Source organism: Massilia sp. ST3 (assembly GCF_018119405.1).
GTDB lineage: Bacteria > Pseudomonadota > Gammaproteobacteria > Burkholderiales > Burkholderiaceae_D > Telluria.
Map to the genome: position 1 here is coordinate 1 of NZ_JAGPWC010000082.1, position 20,518 is coordinate 20,518.

A 20,518-nucleotide genomic window follows, 5' to 3' on the forward strand; every position below is an offset into this window, starting at 1 on the left:
TCGGCGCAAAACGCGGCGCTGCGCGCCCGCGCCACGGCGGCGCGTAGCCGGATCTCCTCGAGCGACTGCCAGGGGAAGCGTCCCGGCGCCACCCATTCGGCCAGCAGGCCGGCGATACGCGCCAGCGCACGCCGGTCGGTGCCCGGGCCCGCGGTCGACATGGCGTCGGCCAGCGGCAGCTGGAGTTCGTCGAAGTAGCTGTCGAGGTTGACGCGCGGCCAGCCGTAGCAGGCGCGCAGCAGGACTTCGATGCGCGGCTGGTAGCCGGGGGCGCCCAGGCGCGCGTCGCCGCGCCGCCAGCGCTGGTGCGGATCGCTGCGGGCGCCGTCGGGCGCGCAGGCGAGCGGATACACCAGCAGCGGACGCTGTTCTTCCTCGTGGCTGCAGCGGTATTCGATGGCCCGCCTCACCACGCCTTCGAAGCCTTCCACACTGCCCGGGGCCGGCGTGAACAGGCCGACCAGGCGGTCCGCCAGCAAGGTGGTGCACACGCTCACCGCCGGTGAACGCCCGGGACGGCTGGCGACCAGCACGTGCGAGAAATGGCGCGCCATGCGCGCGCCGAAGCGCCGGAACAACGCGGGACAGGCGCCGAACAAAGCTTCCCAGTCGAAGCGTCCGCTGCGCTCGGCATAGCTGTCGTCGAAACGCCCGGCGCGCATCAGGTAGAGGGGGCGCCGGCCGTCCGCGCGCTCGATATGTTCGCGCCAGTCGACCGCGTCGAGCACGCGCTCGGCCAGCGTCTCGTCGCTTGCCGCACCGCCTTCCGCTCCGGCTCGCTGCGCCGGCTCGTGCCGCAGCTGCCGCAGGTGCATGCTGCAAGCTTCGAAGAATTCGATCAGCCCGGGACGGGCGCACGGCGCCGGCCCGGCATGCGCCCCGGCCTCGTCGCCGCAGCCGATATCTGCCCCGGGTTCGGCATCCAGGCTGCCGCCGGCGGGCGCCAGGTCGAAATGCCGGTGAAGGGCCGGCGCGTCGAAGTCCCAGTCGATCACCAGGACCGGTGCACCGGCGGCCTTCCCCCCGCAGGCGCCGGCCCGCGCGCCCGCCAGGTACTGGGCGAGCGCCGACAGCATCGCGTTGCGCGCGGCGCCGCCCTCGTAGGCATAGAAGGTGGTCACCTCGCCCGCTGTGTCCAGCGGCGGCAGCGGAATGCAGTTGTGTTCCATAGGGCTCCTCATTATTTTGGAAAAGTCAGCTCTGGACGATCGCGCCACTCGGGTGGGACATCAGGGAGCACGAAATGGTTGCAGTCGTGGCCCGGCGGCGTATGCTTTTTTTGGTATGCGTAGTGGGTTGCGATTCGCTTGACCATCTTGTCAATGTCCGGAAGAAAATCCGGGTTCGACTTGAGATCGGCCGTGGCCATGGTGAAATGAGAAAAGTCGACGTACAGGCTGCTCTCGGTGATCTGGCGCGGCAGGCTGTCCGGATGGCGCGTCATGATGACCGGGATGATCAGGTGGCTGGGCAGGTCGTACCAGGTGGCGCGCTCCTGTTCCAGCAGGCGCATGGCCGCGTATTCGCGCCGCGTGTAGGCATGGGCCTCGTACTTGGGGGTGTAGATCAGGATCATGCAGACGCTCTCGCACATGGCGCGCGCGATCTTGCGGTCGAGGTCGTCGCCGCCTCCGAGCTGTTCGGTGTCGATAAACAGTTCGTCCTCGTTGTCGAAGTAGGGTTCGAGGTAGCAGCGCAGCGCATCGGCCAGGGCCGACTTGAAGCGCTTCATGAGGTCGTGCTTGCCGTGGGCATAACTGAAGAAACAACCGTAACGGATTGCCATGCACTTCTCCGGTTCCCAGGCGCAGGACTGGGCGCCTGCCTCCTTCGACTCTAGCGCGCCCGACCTGTCCCACTTTGCGTGCGCACAATGGTGACAGGCGGTGGCATGGCCGATGCCTGCACTTTCCTTCGGGCATAATGCGTGCCGACATCAATACAGGAGGAAGCATGAAAGCCGTACGCTGCAAGGACTGGGGGCCGCCGGAGAGCCTCGAGGTGGCCGAGCTGCCCGACCTGGCGCCCGGCCCGGGCGAAGTCGTGGTCGACGTCAGGGCGGCCGGCGTGAACTTCCCGGACGTGCTGACCGTGCAGGGCAAGTACCAGTACCGTCCCGAACTGCCCTTCACTCCCGGCAACGAGTTCGCGGGCGTGGTGCGCGCCATCGGGCCGGGCGTCACCGCCTACGCCCCGGGCCAGGCCGTGATCGGCTTCACCCGCACCGGGGCCTTCGCCGAGCAGGCGCTGGCGCCGCTCGAATCCCTGCTGCCGGTGCCGGACGGCATGGACTTCGACACCGCCGCCGCAATCACCCTCACCTACGGCACCTCCTACCACGCGGTGGCCGACCGCGGGGCGCTCCAGCCGGGCGAGACCATGCTGGTGCTGGGCGCGGCGGGCGGCGTCGGCCTGGCGGCGATCGAGATCGGCAAGGCATTGGGCGCGCGCGTGATCGCCGCCGCATCCAGCGACGAGAAACTGGCGGTGTGCAAGGACCACGGTGCGGATGCGCTGATCAACTACGAGCGCGAGGACCTGCGCGAGGCGATCAAGGCGGCGACCGGCGGACGGGGGCCGGACGTGGTCTACGATCCGGTCGGCGGCCGCTACAGCGAGCCGGCGCTGCGCTCGATCGCCTGGCGCGGCCGCCACCTGGTGGTCGGCTTCGCGGCGGGCGAGATTCCGCGCCTGCCCTGGAATCTGATGCTCTTGAAAGGCGCCTCGGTGGTGGGCGTGTTCTGGGGCGACTTCACGCGCAAGGAGCCGGCGGCGCACGCGGCGGCGATGCGGCGGCTGATGGACTGGATGGCGGAGGGCAAGCTGCGGCCGCTGGTGTCGAAGCGCTATGCGCTGGAGGAGACGGCGCAGGCGCTGAACGACATGGCCGGGCGCAAGGTGGTGGGCAAGGTGGTGATTGCGCCGTGAGTGGTTGGCGGCGGGACGCGCTAGCGGCTAGCGGCTAACTCAATTTCACCACCACCCGTAAAACCGTCATTCCGGCGAAGGCCGGAATCCAAGTTCGTTGAGCAGCCGTGACGCACGCAAAACCTGGGTTCCGGCCTTCGCCGGAACGACGGTCTTACGGATAACGAACGAAACTTGGCAAACTGGCGTCAGGCAGCCTCGCCACCTTCCGCCGTCTCTACCGTACCCGGCTGGAAGAACCCAATCACATCCGCCTGCACCCTGGTCCTTCGGAACGGCGGCAAACTCTGCCAGATCCGCCGCCCATACGGCTTGGTGATCAAACGCGGGTCGCAGATCATCAGCACGCCCCGGTCCTCGACGTCGCGGATCAGGCGCCCGGCGCCCTGCTTGAGGGTGATGATGGCTTCCGGCAGCTGGTGGTGCATGAAGCCGTTCATGCCCTGCTTTTCCATCACCTCGATGCGGGCGGCCAGCACCGGATCGTCCGGGGGCGCGAACGGCAGCTTGTCGATGATGACCAGGGACAGCGCGTCGCCGCGCACGTCCACGCCTTCCCAGAAGCTCTGGCTGCCGACCAGCACGGCGTTGCCGGCGTTGCGGAAGGAATCCAGCAGTTCGGTACGGCCGCGCTCGCCCTGCACGAAGAGCGGGAAATCCAGGCCGCGCTCGGCGAACTCGGCGCGCAGGCGCTCGGCGACGCGGTTGACCGCGCGGATCGTCGTGCACAGGAAGAAGGTGCGTCCGCCGGCGGCCTCGATCACCGGCAGCGCGCAATCGACCACGGCGTCGGTATAGCCCATCGAATTCGGTTCCGGCAGGCCGGTCGGCACATACAGGATGCCCTGGTCGCCGTAGTCGAAGGGGCTGGGCCAGGTCTTGGCCGGCTCGCCCGTCAGGCCCAGCTGGTCGGAGAAGTGGCGGAAGTCGTTCTTCACCGCCAGGGTCGCCGAGGTGAAGATCCAGCTGCGCGGGGTGCCCTCGCGCTGGCTGGAGAAGATCGGGGCGATCGACAGCGGGGTCTTGTGCAACTGCAGCGAGGACGAGAAGGCCTCGGCCCACAGCACGCTCTGCTCGGCGGCGGCCGCCTTGGCGTCCGGCTTCCAGGCCTCGTAGGCCGCGGCCAGCTCGAGCGCCCGGACGCGGCAGGCTTCCAGGGTCTCGGCGCGCGCGGCGTTTTCTTCCAGCACGGTGATCATGCCGGACAGCTCTTCCTTAAGCGCATCGAGGGCCGGGAAGAATTGCGAGGTCGGCAGGATCTGCGGCAGCGACAGGCGCATGTTGCTGTCGCCGCCGAAGGCCAGGCGCAGGTCGCGCGCGGCTTTCTCGACCACGGTCACGACCTTGGCCCAGTCCGGGCCGCCGCGCGCATGCGCCAGGCCTTCGGCCAGCACGTCGCGGCACAGTTCCAGCACCTGGGAGGTCGAGACCGACTGGCCGAAGAACAGGGTCGCGGTGTCGGGCAGCTGGTGCGCCTCGTCGAAGATCACCGTATTGGCGGACGGCAGCAGCTCGGCCACGCCGGTGTCCTTCAGGGCCACGTCGGCGAAGAACAGGTGGTGGTTGACCACGACCACGTCGGCCTGCTGGGCTTCGCGGCGCGCCTTCATGACGAAGCAGTCCTGGTAGTACTGGCACTCGGCGCCCACGCAGTTGTCGCGGGTCGAGGTGACCAGGTTCCAGATCGTGGCGTTCTCCGGCACCTTGGCCAGCTCGGCCTTGTCGCCCGAACTGGTCATCTTCATGAAGCGCGAGATCTCGCGCAGGTGGCCGACGTCGTCGCGCGAGGTCAGGCGGCCGTTCTGCAGCGTGCGTTCCAGGTTGTAATGGCAGACGTAGTTGGCGCGGCCCTTGAGCAGGGCCACCGAGACCGGCGCGCGCAAGGCGGCGCGCACGGTCGGGATGTCGCGCAGGAACAACTGGTCCTGCAGGTTCTTGGTGCCGGTCGAGATGATGGTCTTGCCGCCCCACAGCAGGGCCGGGACCAGGTAGGCGAAGGTCTTGCCCGTGCCGGTGCCGGCCTCTGCCATGAGCACCTGCTGGTCGGCGATCGCCTGGGCGATGGCCTTGGCCATCTCGGTCTGGGACTGGCGCGGCTTGAAGGTGCCGACCGCGGGCGCGAGCGGGCCGCCCGCGCCGAACAAACGGTCGAGCTCGGCGTCATGCTTGCCGGCCGGCGCCGCAGGCTCGACCGGCGCCTCCTGCAATGGAGCGCCGGCCGGCTCGTCCGCGGAGTCGGAAACAGGGAGATGTTCGGTCAAAATAGTGGGTTCGGTGTGGCCGGGCGCGGAGCGCCTCAAGCCGGGATATCGGGCACCAGCTGCATCTTCAGCAGCGTAATATGGTCTTTGAGCTGCAGTTTGCGCTTTTTCAGGCGTCGCAGCTGTAACTGGTCGGCATGACCGTCCGCCGTCAGCATGGAAATGACAGCGTCGAGGTCGCGGTGTTCCACGTCGAGTTCGATAATACGGCGCTGGATATCCTGGACGTCGATCATGATGTCTGTTCCAAACAGTTCTGGTGTTATGCGTTGCGGGAAAGCGGACCGCTGAAGGCGGTGCAGTGTGTCGCTCAGCCTTTACGGCTTGCAACATTCGGGCTTCTCAGTGCATAGTTTAATCTACGCTGAGGTTGCCGCCAACAAAGATTGGCGTAGGCGCTACGGAAAACACGAATTCATGACTTCATACAAGATCGAAGCGGGGACCGCGCAACACATCGGGAACCGCCCGCAGCAGAACGACCGCACTGCCCTCATGACCGGGGCGCGCGCGCCCGGCTACGTGCTGGCGGTGCTGTCCGACGGGATCGCCAGCTCGGCCGGGGCCGAGCAGGTGCTGCATACGGCGCGCCAGGTGTTCGACGAGTTCAAGCCGGGCGACCATCCCAGCCTGGAACGGCTCGGGCAACTACTGCAAGACATCGTCAGCGAGTCGCACCTGGTGATCAAGATGAACGCGGTGGCGGCCAAGACCGAGATCCACGCCAGCTTCGTCGGCCTGGTATTGACGCCCCACGGCGAGGCCGTCTGGGCCCACGTGGGCGATTCGCGCCTGTACCGTTTCCAGGATGGCAAGTGCGCGGCGCGCACCAGCGATGCGGCCTATGTCGAGCACCTGATGGCCGACCGCCTGCCCGAGGACGCCGCCAGGAACCACCGCAAGTCCAAGCTGCTGCTGAACGTGCTGGGCAACGCGCGCAAGGAGCCTTTCGTCACCATCGGCAGCCACAGCGGGCTAGCGGCGGGCGACGGCTTCCTGCTGTGCTCGGATGGTTTGTGGCATTTCTTCACCGATGCCGAACTGGCGGCGGTGACGGCCAAGGCGACGCCGCGGCAGGCGTCGGAGATGCTGATCGACAAGGCGGCGGAGCGCTCGCAGGGCAAGGGCGGGAACTGCACGATGGCGATCGTGAAGCTGGTGAAGCCGGCGCAGGATGGGGCGGGGATGCAGGTGAGGAAGGTGGTTTGATACGTTAGCGGTATGCCGGGAAACTTGGGTCCCGGCCTTCGCCGGAAGTCGTAGGCGCCAGTGGCGCGTACGACGGTTCATGCGTGATCGGTAACGAGAGGCCATACCACTAGCCTAGAGACCGTCGTCCCGGCGCAGGCCGGGACCCAAGTTCGAAGCGCATCACTTGCCAACAGCCTTGGCCGCCTCTTCCTTCGCCTTGGCCTCTTCCTCCGCCCGCCGCTTCGCCTTCTCCTCGCGCTCCGCCGTGCGCTTGGCGACTTCCGCCTGGCGCTCTTCCGACTTGCGCTTGCGGTCCTCGAAAGCCTTCACATTCGCCGCGCGCTCCGCTTCGCTCAGGCGCTCCTGTCCCGCTTCGCCGGCGCGCTGCTTCTGGCGCGATGCGGCCGGGCGCGGGCGCGGCGGCGGCAAGGCCGGGGTCTCGCGCGGCGGCGCCGGCGGCTGGGCGGCCAGGGCGGCTTCCTCGGCCTGGTACTCGGCTTCGGCCTTGGCGATCTCGCGGTCGCGTTCCTCGACCTTCACGCGGCGCTTGAAGCGCTCGGCCTCGATCTCGATCGCGCGCTGGGCCGACAGGGCCGCGCGGCGGCGTTCCTGGGCTTCGTCCAGGCAGTTGTTGACGAAGAATTTCTCGTAGCAGACCGCTTCGCGCTCGGCGTAGCGCGCCTCGATCGCGGCGCGTTCCTTCGCCACCGCGGCCAGGCGCTCGTCGGCCTGCGCCACGGAGGTCGTCGGTTCGGTCGGCACGGCCATCGGCGTGGTGTCGGTGCTGGCGCAGGCGCCCAGCAGGCCGGCCAGGATGGCGGCGCCCAGCAGGCGGAAGGCAAATGGTGGATGCATGGATGTCCTTTCGATCACGCGATGGCGTCGGCCGCGCCGCGCCGCTCGGCGAGCATGTACTCGCGCGATTGCATTTCGATGATACGCGATACCGTCCGGTGGAATTCGTTCGCCAGCTGGCCCTGGGTATAGAGTTCTTCCGGCTCGACGGCGGCCGACATGATCAGCTTGACCTTGTGGTCGTAGAACACGTCGATCAGCCAGGTGAAGCGGCGCGCTTCCGAGGCCTGGCCGGCCGACATCGCGGGGATGCCGGACAGGATCACGGTGTGGAACTGGCTGGCCAGTTCGAGGTAGTCGTTCTGCGAGCGCGGGCCGCCGCACAGGGTGGCGAAATCGAACCAGATCACGCCGCCGGCGCGGCGCAGCGGGCGGATCTCGCGGTTCTCGATGCGCACCACGGGATGCGGGTCCTCGGCCGTGTCGGCGATCTTGCCGAAGGCTTCGCGGAGCAGGTGGTCGGACGCCGCGTTGAGCGGCGTGTAATAGGCCTCGACCTGCTCCAGCGCGCGCTTGCGGTAGTCGTTGCCGGCGTCGACGTTCAGCACGTCGAGCTTGTCCTTGAGCAGCGCAATGGTCGGCAGCATGCGGTCGCGGTGCAGGCCGTCCGGGTACAGGGTCGAGGGCTCGTAGTTCGAGGTCATCACGAAGCTCACGCCGTTGTCGAACAAGGCCTTGAGCAGGTTATACAGGATCATCGCGTCGGCGATGTCCGAGACGTGGAATTCGTCGAAGCAGATCAGGCGGTACTTGCGGGCCACGCGCTTGGCGACTTCGTCAAGCGGATCGGCCACGCCCTTGAGCTGGTCGAGCTGGTGGTGCACCGAGCGCATGAACTCGTGGAAGTGCAGGCGGGTCTTGCGCACCACCGGCACCACCGAATAGAAGGAATCCATCAGGAAGGACTTGCCGCGCCCCACCCCGCCCCACATGTACACGCCCTTCGGCACGTCGGGGCGGTTGATGAGGCGCTTGAAAGCGGACGACCGCTGGGCCTTGTAGTGGACCCAGTCGTCGTACGCCTGCTGCAGGCGATCGACCGCGGCCTGCTGGGCCGGATCGGACTTGAAGCCGCGTTCGGTAAGCGCGTGCTGGTAATACTCTTGGACGTTCATGGAAAACTTGGTGTTAAACGTAGGGTGGGCGGGTCTCCCGCCCACGCGTTCAACCAGCGTTATCAGGCCACGGAGCGGGCCGCGACACGTGGTGTGAACGCGTGGGCGGGGAACCCGCCCACCCTACCAAGGCGCACCGCAGGTGCGCCTCCATTGCTTTAGAAGTTCAGCGAACGCTTGTCCACCGCCAGCGCCGCTTCCTTGGTCGCTTCCGACAGCGACGGGTGCGCGTGGCAGATGCGGGCGATGTCTTCCGACGAGGCCTTGAACTCCATCGCGACCACGGCTTCCGAGATCAGTTCCGAAGCCATCGGGCCGACGATGTGCACGCCCAGGATTTCATCGGTGGTGGCGTCGGCCAGGAACTTGACCATGCCCGAGGTGTCGCCCAGCGCGCGCGCACGGCCGTTGGCCATGAACGGGAAGGTGCCGGCCTTGTAGGCCACGCCGTCGGCTTTCAGCTGCTGCTCGGTACGGCCCACCCACGCGATTTCCGGCGAGGTGTAGATGACCCAGGGGATGGTGTTGAAGTTGACGTGGCCATGCTGGCCGGCGATGCGCTCGGCAACCGCGACGCCCTCTTCCTCGGCCTTGTGCGCCAGCATCGGGCCGCGCACCACGTCGCCCACCGCCCACACGCCCGGCAGGCTGGTGCGGCATTCGTCGTCCACGACCACGAAGCCGCGCTCGTCCAGCTGCAGGCCGACGGTCTCGATGCCGAGGCCGATGGTGTTCGGCACGCGGCCGATCGAGATGATCAGGCGATCGAAGGTCGCGGTCTGGGCGGCGCCGGTATTGTCGGCGTATTCCACGGTGACGCTGTCGTCGCCCTTGGTGATCGCGCCGATCTTGCAGCCCAGGCTGATCTTCAGGCCCTGCTTGGTGAACAGCTTGTGCGCTTCCTTGGCGATCTGCTCGTCGACCGCGCCCAGGAAGGTCGGCAAACCTTCGAGCACGGTGACTTCCGCGCCCAGGCGGCGCCACACGCTGCCCATTTCGAGGCCGATGACGCCGGCGCCGATCACGCCCAGCTTGGCCGGGACCGCGCCGATCGCCAGTGCGCCGGTGTTCGACAGGATCAGCTTCTCGTCGAAGGCCGCGCCCGGCAGTTCGCGGGCGTTCGAACCGGTGGCGACGATGACGTTCTTGGCGCTCAGGGTCTCCGTGCTCGGACCGGTGACGCTGATGGTGTAGCCGCCTTCCGCCTTGCCGGCGAAGGCGCCGCGGCCGTGGAAGAAGGTGACCTTGTTCTTCTTGAACAGGTAGAGGATGCCGTCGTTGTTCTGCTTGACGACGCCGTCCTTACGCTTGAGCATCTGGGCCAGGTCGATTTCCAGGCCCGAGACCTTGATGCCGTGCTCGGCGAAGCCGTGGCTGGCGTGCTCGTAGTTTTCCGAGGATTGCAGCAGGGCCTTCGACGGGATGCAGCCGACGTTGGTGCAGGTACCGCCCGGCGCCGGCTTGCCGGCAGCGTTGCTCCATTCGTCGATGCAGGCCACCTTGAAGCCCAGTTGCGCTGCACGGATGGCAGCCACGTAGCCGCCAGGACCGCCGCCGATCACGACGACGTCAAATTGTTTATCGCTCATTATTTATCCTTGTTGGTTCGATCCGCGTCCTGTGGCCAGCAGCTTAAACACGTCATTCCCGCGAAGGCGGGAACCCAAGTTCGTCGCGTCCCCACTGGCGTGACGCACTGGTATTGAGCACGCAAACTTGGGTCCCCGCCTTCGCGGGGATGACGTTCAATAGCTAACGACGTCGGGGACGTCCTGGACCGAACTATTTATTCTTCGGGAACAAAAATCCACAACAGCAGGTAGACCACGGCGCCGAATCCGAAGGTGATCGCGAACAGCACGAACACCAGGCGCCAGACCCAGGAGTCCACGCCCGAGGCCAGCGCCAGGCCGCCACACACGCCGCCCAGCCAGCGGTCGGCGCGCGAGCGGCGCAAGCTGCTGAGCTCGTCGGACAGCGCGCCGTTCCCCTTGTTCAGGTTCACGGTGGACTGGGCCGACAACACCCTGGCCTTGGCCTGTTCGAATTCGGCGTCGGTCAGCGCGCCGGCCTGGTGCAGCTCGTGCAGCCGTTTGATTTCGTCAGACAGGTTCATGTCATTCTCCAAACAGCGTCCAGGCGGCGCGCGTAACAGTCAACCGCGGATTACAGGTCCAGCAGCAGGCGGGCCGGATCTTCCAGCGCGTCCTTCATGGCCACCAGGCCCAGCACGGCTTCGCGGCCGTCGATGATGCGGTGGTCGTAGGACATCGCCAGGTAGTTCATCGGACGCACCACGATCTGGCCGTTTTCCACCACGGCGCGGTCCTTGGTCGCGTGCACGCCCAGGATCGCCGACTGCGGCGGGTTGATGATCGGGGTCGACAGCATCGAGCCGAACACGCCGCCGTTCGAGATCGAGAAGGTACCGCCGTTCAGGTCGTCCAGGGTCAGCTTGCCGTCCTTGGCCTTCTGGCCGAATTCACCGATCTTCTTCTCGATGTCGGCGATCGACAGCTGGTCGGCGTTGCGCAGGATCGGCACCACCAGGCCGCGCGGCGAACCGACAGCGATACCGATGTCGAAGTAGCCGTGGTAGATGATGTCGTTGCCGTCGACCGAGGCGTTCAGGATCGGGTACTTCTTCAGGGCTGCCACGGCGGCCTTGACGAAGAAGGACATGAAGCCCAGCTTGACGCCGTGTTCCTTCTCGAACTTGTCCTTGTACTTGTTACGCAGTTCCATGACCGGAGCCATGTTCACTTCGTTGAAGGTGGTCAGGATGGCGTTGGTCTGTTGCGATTGCAGCAGGCGCTCGGCGATACGGGCGCGCAGGCGGCTCATCGGCACGCGCTCTTCCGGACGGTCGCCCAGGTTGGCCGGGGCCGGTGCGGCGACTTGCGCCAGGGCCGGTTTCGCGGCCGGGGCCGGGGCCGGTGCAGCTGCGGCGGCAGGCTTGCCGGCGACAGCGGCCAGGGCGTCGCCCTTGGTCACGCGGCCGTCGCGGCCCGAGCCGTCGATGCCGGCGGCGCTCATGTTGTTGTCAGCCAGGATCTTGGCGGCGGCCGGCATGGCCACGCCTGCCTTCGACTGGTCGGCTGCCGGGGCGGCCGCAGGCTGCTGGATCGGCGCGTTCGGGGCTGCCGACGGGACGGCGCTCACTTGCAGCGGGCTGACCTGGGCCGAGGCTTCGGTGTCGATGATCGCGATGACTTCGCCCGACACGACGGTGGCGCCGTCGGCCTTGATCAGCTGGGTGATCACGCCTGCGCTCGGGGCCGGCAGTTCCAGGACCACCTTGTCGGTCTCGATGTCGATCATGTTCTCGTCGCGCGACACGGATTCGCCGACTTTCTTGTGCCAGGACAGGAGGGTCGCTTCAGCAACCGATTCCGACAGTTGGGGGACCTTGACTTCGATTTGTGCCATGTTGTTTTAACTCCGTTATGTATTCTGTGCAAAGACCCCGGGCGCGAACCCGGGGCAGTGGTGTTTACTTGGTCAGGATAAAGCCCTTCAACTTCGCGAACGCGGTTTCCAGCAGTTCCTTCTGCTGCGCCACGTGCTTGTCGGCATAGCCGACCGCCGGGGACGCCGAGGCTGCGCGGCCGGCATACGCCAGGCGCTGGCCTTCTTCCATGCTTTCGAAGATGTTGTGCTGGATCTGGAACCACGGACCCTGGTTCTGCGGCTCGTCCTGCGCCCACACCACTTCGGTCGCGTTGCTGAACTTCTTCAGTTCGGCGGCGAACGACTTGTGCGGGAACGGATACATCTGCTCGATGCGGACGATGGCCACGTCGCCGGCGTTGCGCGCCTTGCGGGTGTTGACCAGGTCGTAGTACACCTTGCCCGAGCAGACGATCACGCGCTTGACCTTCGACGCTTCGATCTTCTCGTCCACTTCGCCGATCACGGTCTGGAAACCGCCCTTGGCCAGGTCGGTCAGCGGCGAGCCCGCGTCCTTGTTACGCAGCAGCGACTTCGGCGTGAAGATCACCAGCGGCTTGCGGAACTGGCGCACCATCTGGCGGCGCAGCAGGTGGAAGATCTGGGCGGCCGTGGTCGGCTGCACCACTTGCATGTTGTTGTCGGCGCACAGCTGGAGGAAGCGCTCGATACGGGCCGACGAGTGTTCCGGGCCCTGGCCTTCGTAGCCGTGCGGGAGCATCATGGTCAGGCCGGATGCGCGGCCCCATTTCACTTCGCCCGAGGCGATGAACTGGTCGATGACGACCTGGGCGCCATTGACGAAGTCGCCGAACTGGGCTTCCCAGATGGTCAGGGTGTTCGGTTCGGCGGTCGAGTAGCCGTACTCGAAGCCCAGCACCGCTTCTTCCGACAGCACCGAGTCGATCACGGTGAAGTGCGCCTGGTTGTCCGAGACATTGGCCAGCGGCAGGTAGATGCCCTGGTCCCAGCGCTCGCGATTCTGGTCGTGGAGCACGGCGTGGCGGTGCACGAAGGTGCCGCGGCCGGCGTCCTGGCCCGACAGGCGGACGGCGTAGCCCGAGGACAGCAGCGAGGCGTAGGCCAGGTGTTCGCCCATGCCCCAGTCGAGGTTCATCTCGCCGCGTCCCATGGTGGCGCGGTCGGCCAGCACTTTTTCAACCAGCGAGTGCGGCTTGAAGTTTTCCGGCACCTTGGTGATGCGTTCGGCCAGGCGCTTCAGTTCGGTCAGCGGCACGGCGGTATCGGCGGCGTCGGTCCACTTCTTGTTCAGGAACGGCGCCCAGTCGACGGCGTACTTGTTCTTGAAGTTGGTCAGCACCGGGTCCACGGTGTGCTTGCCCGCGTCCATCGCGTCGCGGTAGGCCGAGACCAGCTTGTCGCCCTCGTCGGCGGCGGTGGTGCCCTGCGCGGCCAGTTTTTCCGCGTACAGCTTGCGGGTGCCCGGGTGCTTGGCGATCTTCTTGTACATCAGCGGCTGGGTCAGGGCCGGGGTGTCCTGCTCGTTGTGGCCCAGCTTGCGGTAGCAGATGATGTCGACCACGACGTCCTTGCCGAACTCGACGCGGTAGTCGAGGGCGATTTGCGTGGCCAGGACGACGGCTTCCGGGTCGTCGGCGTTCACGTGCAGGACCGGCGCTTCGATCATCTTGACGACGTCCGAGCAGTACAGGGTCGAGCGCGCGTCGCGCGGGTCGGAGGTGGTGAAGCCGATCTGGTTGTTGATGACGATGTGGACCGTGCCGCCCGTGCCGTAGCCACGGGTCTGGGCCAGGTTCAGGGTTTCCATGACCACGCCCTGGCCGGCGAACGCTGCGTCGCCGTGCACCAGGATCGGCAGCACTTCCTTGCCCTTGCGGTCGCCGCGGCGTTCCATGCGGGCCTTGACCGAACCCTCGACGACGGGGTTGACGATTTCCAGGTGCGAGGGGTTGAAGGCCAGCGACAGGTGGACCGGGCCGCCCGGGGTCGAGATGTCGCTCGAGAAGCCCTGGTGGTACTTGACGTCGCCCGCCGGCAGGTCGTCGGCGTGCTTGCCTTCGAATTCTTCGAACAGGTCGGCCGGGCTCTTGCCCAGGGTATTGACCAGCACGTTCAGGCGGCCGCGGTGGGCCATGCCGATGACGATTTCCTGCACGCCTTTTTCACCGGCGCGCTGGATCAGTTCGTCCATCGAGGCGATGAAGGATTCGCCGCCTTCCAGCGAGAAGCGCTTGGCGCCGACGTACTTGGTGTGGAGGTAGCGTTCCAGGCCTTCGGCCGCGGTCAGGCGCTCCAGGATGTGCTTCTTCTTTTCGGCGCTGAAGGTCGGGGTCGAGCGGATCGATTCCAGGCGTTCCTGCAGCCAGCGCTTTTCGGCCGGGTCGCTGATGTACATGAACTCAGCGCCGATCGAACGGCAGTAGGTGTCGCGCAGCATGTTCAGGATGTCGCGCAGCGAGGCGGTTTCCTGGCCAAAGTAGGTGTTGCTGATGTTGAAGACGGTGTCCTGGTCCGCGTCAGTGAAGCCGTAGAAGCTCGGATCGAGTTCCGGCAGGGGCGGACGTTCCTGGCGCTGCAGCGGGTCCAGGTTGGCCCAGCGCGAACCGAGGTAGCGGTAGGCGGCGATCAGCTGGGTGACGGCGACGCGCTTGCGGCCCATCTCGGCGTCCGGGGTGGCGGTCACGGTACGGATCGGGCCCTGCTTGGCGCGTTCCGCGAACGAGGCGACGACCGACGAGTGAACCACGTCGGGGCGGCTGGAGCCGTCGACCGCAGGCACGTGCTGCATCTGGTCGAAATAGGCGCGCCAGTTTTCCGGCACCGAACCCGGGTTGTTCAGGTAGGCCTCGTACAACTCTTCCACGTACGGCGCATTACCGCCGAACAGGTACGAGTTCGCGTTATATTGCTGCATCATTTGTTGCTCACCTTTCTTCGCGCTTCGCGAGTATGGGGCGGGTTAGTCTAACCTTCCGCGACACGGCCTGACCGGTTAGCGGATCGCACTTACTACATCAAGTTGTGGGGGAAGGACGGTAATACAGGCCGCCAACGCGTACGCTTTTGCGTACCCGAACCGCCTATCGGCAGCCAGCGTGGCCCGCGACATTGTAACGCATCAGATCACGCAAGGCTGACCACACCCAGAGAAATTATTTATGAAAGAAGAGAAATCGATATTGCCTTGTTGACCAGGTAAATGATAATCGTTATCATTTGCGGCATGCACCCGACCGGACCTTCCCAGCCAGCCTCGCCAACGCCTTCCGCCCTGCCCGGCGCACGCCGCGCCGTATGGTTAAAACAATTACATCAGTGGCACTGGATCAGTTCCGCGATCTGCCTGATGGCGATGTTGCTGTTTAGCTTCACCGGCTTCACCCTGAACCACGCGGCCCAGATCGAGGCCAAGCCGCAAGTCACCCGCCTGAAGGCCGCCCTGCCCGAGCCGCTGCGCGCCCAGCTCGAAGCCTATGCCGCCGAACATGCCGACGCCGAAGTGCCGCTCCCGGCCGAACTGGCCGACTGGGCCAACGGCGCCTTCCCGGTCGACGTGCGCGGCAAGCGCGCCGAATGGAGCGAGGAAGACGCCTACGTCGCCCTGCCCCGCCCGGGCGGCGACGCCTGGCTGCGCATCGCGGCCGACGGCAGCGCCGAATACGAACGGACCGACCGCGGCTGGATCAGCTGGCTCAACGACATGCACAAGGGCCGCAATACCGGCGTGGTGTGGAGCTGGTTCATCGACATCTTCGCGATCGCCTGCCTGGTGTTCTGCATTACCGGTTTCCTGATTTTGAAATTCCACGCGGCCAACCGGCCTTCGACCTGGCCGGTGATCGGCTTCGGCATCGTGCTGCCTGCCGTGATCGCGCTCCTGTTCGTCCATTAATACCATCCACCGTCTCTATAAGGCTATCCGATGAAACTGTCCCACTCGCTCGCACTGACCTTGCCGCTCGCCTCCGGCTGGGCCATGGCCGCCGACCTGTCCGTGAAGTTCGAATTGCCGCAGCTGAACGTGGCCGAGTACCACAAGCCCTACGTGGCGGTGTGGATCGAGAAGGCCGACCAGGGCGTGGCGTCGAACCTGGCTGTCCTGTACGACGTGAAGAAGAAGGACAACGCCGGCGAGAAGTGGGTCAAGGACCTGCGCACCTGGTGGCGCAAGGCCGGTCGCGACGCCAAGCTGCCGATCGACGGCGTCAGCGGCGCCACCCGCGCGGCGGGCACCCATACCCTGTCCTTCGGCCCTGCCGTCAACGGCCTCGACAAGCTGCCGGCCGGCGACTACAAGCTGGTCATCGAGGCGGCGCGCGAAGCGGGCGGCCGCGAACTGGTCAAGGTGCCCTTCGCCTGGCCGGCCAAGGGCAAGCTGGCGGCGAACGCCGCGGGCAAGGAAGAACTCGGCGCCGTCTCGGTGCAGATCCAGTAAGCACATCCAATAAAAAGGGAGCACCCATGCACACCCGTATCCTGAAGCACACCGTCCTGGCCCTGCTGCTGTCCGGCCTGTCCCTGTCCGCCAGCGCCCACCGCGGCTGGATCCTGCCCAGCTCCACCCTGGTCGAGAAGAAGGACGCCTGGGTGACGCTCGACGGCGCGATCTCGGAAGGCCTGTTCGACATCGACCACGTTCCGCTGCGCCTGGACGGCCTGGCCGTTACCGACCCGGACGGCGTCACCACCCAGGCGCAAGGCGCGGTGCTCGGCAAGCTGCGCAGCACGCTCGACCTGCAGCTGCCGAAGGACGGCACCTATCGCCTGGCCCTGGTCAACAACAACGTCATGGGCAGCTACAAGCTGAACGGCGAAGTCAAGCGCTTCCGCACGACCGAGGCCAACCTGTCGAAGGACCTTCCCCATGGCGCGCAGGAGGTGAAGACCACCATCACCGCGACCCGCCTGGAAACCTTCGTCTCGGCCAACAAGACCTCGGCCGGCGCGCTCAAGCCGAGCGGCCAGGGCCTGGAACTGGTGCCGGTCACCCACCCGAACGAGCTGCACGCCGGCGAGAACGCGCGCTTCCGCTTCCAGCTGAACGGCAAGCCGCTGGCGAACTTCCCGTTCAGCATGGTGCCAGGCGGCGTCAAGTACCGCGGCACCCTGGGCGAAGTCCGCTTCACGACCGACGCCAACGGCGAGGCCAGCTTCACCCTGCCGGCCCCCAACATGTACTGGCTGACCGCCAAATTCCCGGTCGAGCAGCCGAAGGGCCCGTCGGACGCCGCCGGCGAAAACCGCCGCTATAGCTACTCGGCCACGCTGGAAGTGCTGCCGCAGTAAGCATGCGCGCAGTACTCGTCCCGCTTGCCATCGACCCGGCCCCGCCGCCCCCTGGCAGCGTATTGCGCCGCGCCGCCGGCACCTCGATGGGCACCGACTGGTCGGTGCGCCTGATGCTGCCGGACGGCGTCGACGGCGCCGCGCTGGCGCGCGCCCTGCAGGGCGAGCTGGACGAGATCGTGGCCCAGATGAGCCATTGGGAAGCCGATTCCCTGCTGGCGCGCTACAACCGAATGGCGGCCGGCAGCTGGCTGGCGCTGCCGCTCCAGTTCTTCGAGGTGGCCGAGTACGCGCTGCGCGTGGCCGAAGACAGCGGCTGGGCCTACGACCCGGCCGGCGGCGCGCTGGTCAACCTGTGGGGCTTCGGGCCCAGCGGGCGCTACGACCAGGCCGGCTTCTATGCGCCGTCCCCGGACGCCATCGCGTCCGTGCTGGCGCGGCGCACGGGCGGCCGCCCCGTCCTCGACCGCGAAGGACGGCGCCTGCTGCAGCCGGGCGGCGCCATCCTCGATTTTTCTTCCGTGGCCAAGGGCTATGGCGTGGACCGCCTGGCCCTGCGCCTGGAAGCGCACGGCGTGCGCCACTACGTGGCCGAAGTCGGCGGCGAGCTGCGCGGCGCCGGCATGAAATCCAACGGCGAACCCTGGTGGGTCGAGATCGAGGGCGTGCCCGATGGCGGCGCCCTTTCCGAACAACCGGTGCTGGCCCTGCACGGGCTGGCGGTCGCCACTTCGGGCGACTATCGGCGCTGGTTCCACCACGGCCAGCGCCGCGCGTCGCACACGCTCGATCCGCGCAGCGGCCATCCGGTCGCCAATGACCTCGCCTCGGTGACGGTGGTGGCGGACAGCTGCATGGCCGCCGATGCCCTGTCCACGGCGCTGACCGTGATGGGTCCCGACGAAGGCCTGGCCTTCGCCGACGCGCGCGGCATCGCCGCCCGCTTCCTGGTGCGCCGGCCCGGCGCCCTGCTTGAAACCACCAGCGCCGCCTGGCGCGGCCTGCTCCAATGATGACGATCGACCCCGTTCGCTGGGGCAGCGCGCTCGCGCTGTCCGCAAGCTACTTCGCCATGTGCCTGGCCATCTGGCGCGCCCGCGCGGCCCGCATCAGCCTCTCCGCCGCACCGGCCGACTGGCTGGTGGTCTACGCAAGCCAGACCGGCAGCGCCGAATACCTGGCTCGCCGCACCGCCGAGACCCTGGTGACCGGCGGCCTGAATGCGCGCGCGGCCTGCGTGTCGGCGCTCGACAAGGACAGCTTGGGCAAGGCCGAGCGGATCCTGTTCATCGCCAGCACCTATGGCGAGGGCGACGCGCCGGACAGCGCCGCGCGCTTCGCGGGCGAATCGATGGGCGGCACGCCCGACCTGTCTCACCTGCACTACGCGGTGCTGGCCCTGGGCGACAGCACTTACACGAATTACTGCGGCTTCGGCCGCCAGCTGGATGGCTGGCTGGCGGCGCACGGCGCCACCCCCTTGTTCGCGCGCATCGAAGTCGACCGCGGCGCGCCGGCCGCACTGGCCGAATGGCAGCACCAGCTCAGCCGCCTGGCAGGCACCAGCGATGCGCCGGACTGGGAAGCGCCGGGCTATGGCGAATGGCGCATCGCCGCGCGCGAGCTGATGAATCCGGGCAGCGCGGGCGCGCCCCTGTACCGGGTGGCGCTGGCGCCGCTGGAAGGCGAACTGCCCGAATGGCAGGCTGGCGACCTGGCCCAGGTCAGCGCCCCGGCCGACCCCGAGCACCCGCGCGAATATTCGGTGGCCTCGCTGCGGCGGGATGGCCGGCTCGAACTGATGGTGCGCCTGCAGCGGCGCGAGGACGGTTCGCCGGGCGCGGCGTCAGGCTGGCTGTGCGAACAGGCCACGCCCAAGGACATCGTGCGCCTGCGCATGCGCGCGCACGAACGCTTCCGCCTGGGCGCGAATGCGCAGCGGCCCCTGATCGCGATCGGCAACGGCAGCGGACTGGCGGGCCTGCGCGCCCTGCTCAAGGAACGCATCGATGCGGGGGTGCGCGACAACTGGCTGCTGTTCGGCGAACGCAATGCGGCGCACGACTTCCTGTGCCGCGCAGAGCTGGAAGGATGGCTCGCCAGGGGCAAGCTGACCCGCCTGGACCTGGCCTTCTCGCGCGACGGGACTGGCCCGCGCTATGTGCAACACCTGCTGCGCGAACAGGCCGACGTGCTGCGCGCCTGGGTGGCGGACAACGCGGCGATCTATGTGTGCGGCAGCCTGCAGGGCATGGCGGGCGGCGTGCATGAGGCCCTGGTCGAGGTGCTCGGCAAGGATGCGGTCGACAAGCTGGTGGAGGAAGGACGTTACCGGCGCGACGTGTATTGATGGACGCGGCGGCAGCAACGCTGCCGACGCGTTCAACCGGCTGTGATTCCGCCGGTCGATACGTCAAACGCGTTTAGCGCTTGTCGTCGTTCTTGTGGCTCTGCCGGCCGGCCGCGGCGTGCTGCTCGGGCGTACCGCCCTGAACACCCCTGCCGCCCTGGTTACCCTGGTTACCCTGGTTGCCCAGGTTACCACTCTGCTGGCTGCCACGGCCGCCCTGGTCGGTGTACTGGTTGTTGCCGCGGTTGTCACCCTGGTTGCCGCCCTGGTTGCCGCTCTGCTGGCTACCCCGGCCGCCGCTCTGGTTGTTGCCATCGTTCTTGTGGCTCATCGAGCCGGCGCGGCGCGCTTCTTCCGAATTGAACTCATGGGCATTGCCCGATGCGTGGGCCGCACGGCCGCCTTCGCTGGCGATTTCGCGCTGGCGCTGCGGATCCATCGAAGCAAAGCCGCGGTTGCTGGTATCGCCGCTCTGGTTGTTGCCTCGGTTGCCGCCCTGCTTGTTGTTGCCGCCTTGGTTGTTCGATGCCATGATTGCCTCCTATCATTAGTGAACAGATCAGCCGCTTTGGCTGAAAACGGGACACCCATCGTAGTCATCCCGTCGCGGCCTGAACACCAGAAATGGACGGTGTTCTTGTAGGACGACGCCCCACTGCCCTACCCGTCTTCTCCGTCGGAATACAAAACGAACAAGCGTTCAAATTTTATGCATACACCGAGTTATTAGCATGACGGTTATCAGAAATATATCGGCGTAGTGCGTCTGTACTACAATGGGCAAGCTTCCTTGATACTCGACAACGTGAAAATTTCCATCGGCTTCCGCTTGTTCGCATCGGTCCTGCTGGCCATCCTCGCGGTAGCCGCAACCGGCGTGGTCTTGCTCCGCCAAAACGTACTGGCCAGCTTCAGCGACTACGCGGTGGCCATCGAACTGGACCGCCTCGACGAGTTGTCGGCGTCATTAACCCGGCAATACCGCGAGGACGGCGGGTGGCGCTTCCTGCCCGAGGGCGAGGACCGGCGGCGCTGGATCGCGGAGGAGCTGGCCCGGCTGCAAGAAGCCCGGCTGGGCGGCGCGCCCCGTCCGCCGATCG

17 protein-coding genes and 2 pseudogenes are annotated in these 20,518 nt (G+C 66.7%); 8 read left to right on the forward strand and 11 right to left on the reverse strand.

All coding sequences use genetic code 11. From position 1 onward, the window contains the following. Positions 1 to 1,169, reverse strand: a pseudogene (locus KBW98_RS20730) (tetratricopeptide repeat protein); the annotation flags it as partial. 11 nt (positions 1,170 to 1,180) lie between these two features. After that, positions 1,181 to 1,786 carry a toll/interleukin-1 receptor domain-containing protein gene (locus tag KBW98_RS20735; protein ID WP_211522066.1) on the reverse strand — a complete coding sequence of 202 codons (606 nt, stop codon included), beginning with the start codon at positions 1,784 to 1,786 and terminating at the stop codon, positions 1,181 to 1,183. Positions 1,787 to 1,953: 167 nt separating this feature from the next. Between KBW98_RS20735 and KBW98_RS20740 the strand changes: the two genes are divergently transcribed. Beyond that, a complete protein-coding gene (locus tag KBW98_RS20740; RefSeq protein ID WP_211522067.1) occupies positions 1,954 to 2,928 on the forward strand; it encodes an NADPH:quinone oxidoreductase family protein in 975 nt (324 codons plus the stop codon). Between the two features lie 188 nt (positions 2,929 to 3,116). Here the strand turns inward: KBW98_RS20740 and KBW98_RS20745 are convergent, their stop codons facing one another. Beyond that, positions 3,117 to 5,189, reverse strand: coding sequence for an ATP-dependent DNA helicase (locus KBW98_RS20745; protein ID WP_373888982.1), 2,073 nt, complete (start codon positions 5,187 to 5,189; stop codon positions 3,117 to 3,119). A 35-nt stretch (positions 5,190 to 5,224) separates the two neighbouring features. Further along, a complete protein-coding gene (locus tag KBW98_RS20750) occupies positions 5,225 to 5,425 on the reverse strand; it encodes a YdcH family protein (protein WP_211522068.1) in 201 nt (66 codons plus the stop codon). A 181-nt stretch (positions 5,426 to 5,606) separates the two neighbouring features. On the opposite strand from KBW98_RS20750, the gene KBW98_RS20755 reads away from it, so the two are divergent. Then, positions 5,607 to 6,398, forward strand: a complete 792-nt coding sequence (locus tag KBW98_RS20755) for a PP2C family serine/threonine-protein phosphatase (protein ID WP_211522069.1) — start codon at positions 5,607 to 5,609, stop codon at positions 6,396 to 6,398. A 162-nt stretch (positions 6,399 to 6,560) separates the two neighbouring features. On the opposite strand, the gene KBW98_RS20760 is transcribed toward KBW98_RS20755, so the two are convergent. The 6 genes from KBW98_RS20760 to KBW98_RS20785 all read right to left on the reverse strand — a co-directional run bounded on the left by KBW98_RS20760 (position 6,561) and on the right by KBW98_RS20785 (position 14,699). Beyond that, entirely contained in the window at positions 6,561 to 7,235 is a 675-nt protein-coding gene (locus KBW98_RS20760) for a hypothetical protein (RefSeq protein WP_211522070.1), read from the reverse strand. Between the two features lie 14 nt (positions 7,236 to 7,249). Then, on the reverse strand, positions 7,250 to 8,350 hold the full coding sequence (gene zapE, locus KBW98_RS20765) for a cell division protein ZapE (protein ID WP_211522071.1): 1,101 nt from the start codon (positions 8,348 to 8,350) through the stop codon (positions 7,250 to 7,252). 158 nt (positions 8,351 to 8,508) lie between these two features. Continuing rightward, positions 8,509 to 9,939: a dihydrolipoyl dehydrogenase gene (lpdA, locus tag KBW98_RS20770; RefSeq protein ID WP_211522072.1), complete on the reverse strand. Its 1,431-nt coding sequence runs from the start codon at positions 9,937 to 9,939 to the stop codon at positions 8,509 to 8,511. 197 nt (positions 9,940 to 10,136) lie between these two features. Beyond that, entirely contained in the window at positions 10,137 to 10,466 is a 330-nt protein-coding gene (locus KBW98_RS20775; RefSeq protein ID WP_211522073.1) for a PspC domain-containing protein, read from the reverse strand. 50 nt (positions 10,467 to 10,516) lie between these two features. Further along, positions 10,517 to 11,779, reverse strand: coding sequence for a 2-oxoglutarate dehydrogenase complex dihydrolipoyllysine-residue succinyltransferase (gene odhB / locus KBW98_RS20780; RefSeq protein ID WP_211522074.1), 1,263 nt, complete (start codon positions 11,777 to 11,779; stop codon positions 10,517 to 10,519). A 64-nt stretch (positions 11,780 to 11,843) separates the two neighbouring features. Next, a complete protein-coding gene (locus KBW98_RS20785; protein WP_211522075.1) occupies positions 11,844 to 14,699 on the reverse strand; it encodes a 2-oxoglutarate dehydrogenase E1 component in 2,856 nt (951 codons plus the stop codon). 306 nt (positions 14,700 to 15,005) lie between these two features. Between KBW98_RS20785 and KBW98_RS20790 the strand changes: the two genes are divergently transcribed. The 5 genes from KBW98_RS20790 to KBW98_RS20810 are packed head-to-tail and all read left to right on the forward strand — an operon-like array spanning position 15,006 to position 19,418. Then, positions 15,006 to 15,674 carry a PepSY-associated TM helix domain-containing protein gene (locus tag KBW98_RS20790; protein WP_211522076.1) on the forward strand — a complete coding sequence of 223 codons (669 nt, stop codon included), beginning with the start codon at positions 15,006 to 15,008 and terminating at the stop codon, positions 15,672 to 15,674. A gap of 30 nt (positions 15,675 to 15,704) precedes the next feature. Further along, entirely contained in the window at positions 15,705 to 16,217 is a 513-nt protein-coding gene (locus KBW98_RS20795; RefSeq protein ID WP_211522077.1) for a DUF2271 domain-containing protein, read from the forward strand. Between the two features lie 26 nt (positions 16,218 to 16,243). After that, a complete protein-coding gene (locus KBW98_RS20800) occupies positions 16,244 to 17,068 on the forward strand; it encodes a DUF4198 domain-containing protein (RefSeq protein WP_211522078.1) in 825 nt (274 codons plus the stop codon). Between the two features lie 2 nt (positions 17,069 to 17,070). Then, on the forward strand, positions 17,071 to 18,081 hold the full coding sequence (locus KBW98_RS20805) for an FAD:protein FMN transferase (protein WP_211522079.1): 1,011 nt from the start codon (positions 17,071 to 17,073) through the stop codon (positions 18,079 to 18,081). Then, positions 18,078 to 19,418: a sulfite reductase subunit alpha gene (locus tag KBW98_RS20810; protein ID WP_211522080.1), complete on the forward strand. Its 1,341-nt coding sequence runs from the start codon at positions 18,078 to 18,080 to the stop codon at positions 19,416 to 19,418. Before KBW98_RS20805 ends, KBW98_RS20810 begins: the two co-directional genes overlap by 4 nt. 73 nt (positions 19,419 to 19,491) lie before the next feature. On the opposite strand, the gene KBW98_RS20815 is transcribed toward KBW98_RS20810, so the two are convergent. Continuing rightward, positions 19,492 to 19,950 (reverse strand): KGG domain-containing protein, encoded by a 459-nt coding sequence (locus KBW98_RS20815; protein WP_211522081.1) that lies wholly within the window; start codon positions 19,948 to 19,950, stop codon positions 19,492 to 19,494. A gap of 258 nt (positions 19,951 to 20,208) precedes the next feature. Between KBW98_RS20815 and KBW98_RS20820 the strand changes: the two are divergent. Beyond that, positions 20,209 to 20,518, forward strand: a pseudogene (locus KBW98_RS20820) (hypothetical protein); the annotation flags it as partial.

What these genes read in the sequence shown, in the direction of transcription:
- KBW98_RS20735 (WP_211522066.1), bottom strand. Translation starts at nt 1,786, where the DNA reads ATGGCAATCCGTTACGGTTGTTTCTTCAGTTATGCCCACGGCAAGCAC.
- KBW98_RS20740 (WP_211522067.1), top strand. Translation starts at nt 1,954, where the DNA reads ATGAAAGCCGTACGCTGCAAGGACTGGGGGCCGCCGGAGAGCCTCGAG.
- KBW98_RS20750 (WP_211522068.1), bottom strand. Translation starts at nt 5,425, where the DNA reads ATGATCGACGTCCAGGATATCCAGCGCCGTATTATCGAACTCGACGTG.
- KBW98_RS20755 (WP_211522069.1), top strand. Translation starts at nt 5,607, where the DNA reads ATGACTTCATACAAGATCGAAGCGGGGACCGCGCAACACATCGGGAAC.
- KBW98_RS20760 (WP_211522070.1), bottom strand. Translation starts at nt 7,235, where the DNA reads ATGCATCCACCATTTGCCTTCCGCCTGCTGGGCGCCGCCATCCTGGCC.
- zapE (WP_211522071.1), bottom strand. Translation starts at nt 8,350, where the DNA reads ATGAACGTCCAAGAGTATTACCAGCACGCGCTTACCGAACGCGGCTTC.
- lpdA (WP_211522072.1), bottom strand. Translation starts at nt 9,939, where the DNA reads ATGAGCGATAAACAATTTGACGTCGTCGTGATCGGCGGCGGTCCTGGC.
- KBW98_RS20775 (WP_211522073.1), bottom strand. Translation starts at nt 10,466, where the DNA reads ATGAACCTGTCTGACGAAATCAAACGGCTGCACGAGCTGCACCAGGCC.
- odhB (WP_211522074.1), bottom strand. Translation starts at nt 11,779, where the DNA reads ATGGCACAAATCGAAGTCAAGGTCCCCCAACTGTCGGAATCGGTTGCT.
- KBW98_RS20785 (WP_211522075.1), bottom strand. Translation starts at nt 14,699, where the DNA reads ATGATGCAGCAATATAACGCGAACTCGTACCTGTTCGGCGGTAATGCG.
- KBW98_RS20790 (WP_211522076.1), top strand. Translation starts at nt 15,006, where the DNA reads ATGCACCCGACCGGACCTTCCCAGCCAGCCTCGCCAACGCCTTCCGCC.
- KBW98_RS20795 (WP_211522077.1), top strand. Translation starts at nt 15,705, where the DNA reads ATGAAACTGTCCCACTCGCTCGCACTGACCTTGCCGCTCGCCTCCGGC.
- KBW98_RS20800 (WP_211522078.1), top strand. Translation starts at nt 16,244, where the DNA reads ATGCACACCCGTATCCTGAAGCACACCGTCCTGGCCCTGCTGCTGTCC.
- KBW98_RS20805 (WP_211522079.1), top strand. Translation starts at nt 17,071, where the DNA reads ATGCGCGCAGTACTCGTCCCGCTTGCCATCGACCCGGCCCCGCCGCCC.
- KBW98_RS20810 (WP_211522080.1), top strand. Translation starts at nt 18,078, where the DNA reads ATGATGACGATCGACCCCGTTCGCTGGGGCAGCGCGCTCGCGCTGTCC.
- KBW98_RS20815 (WP_211522081.1), bottom strand. Translation starts at nt 19,950, where the DNA reads ATGGCATCGAACAACCAAGGCGGCAACAACAAGCAGGGCGGCAACCGA.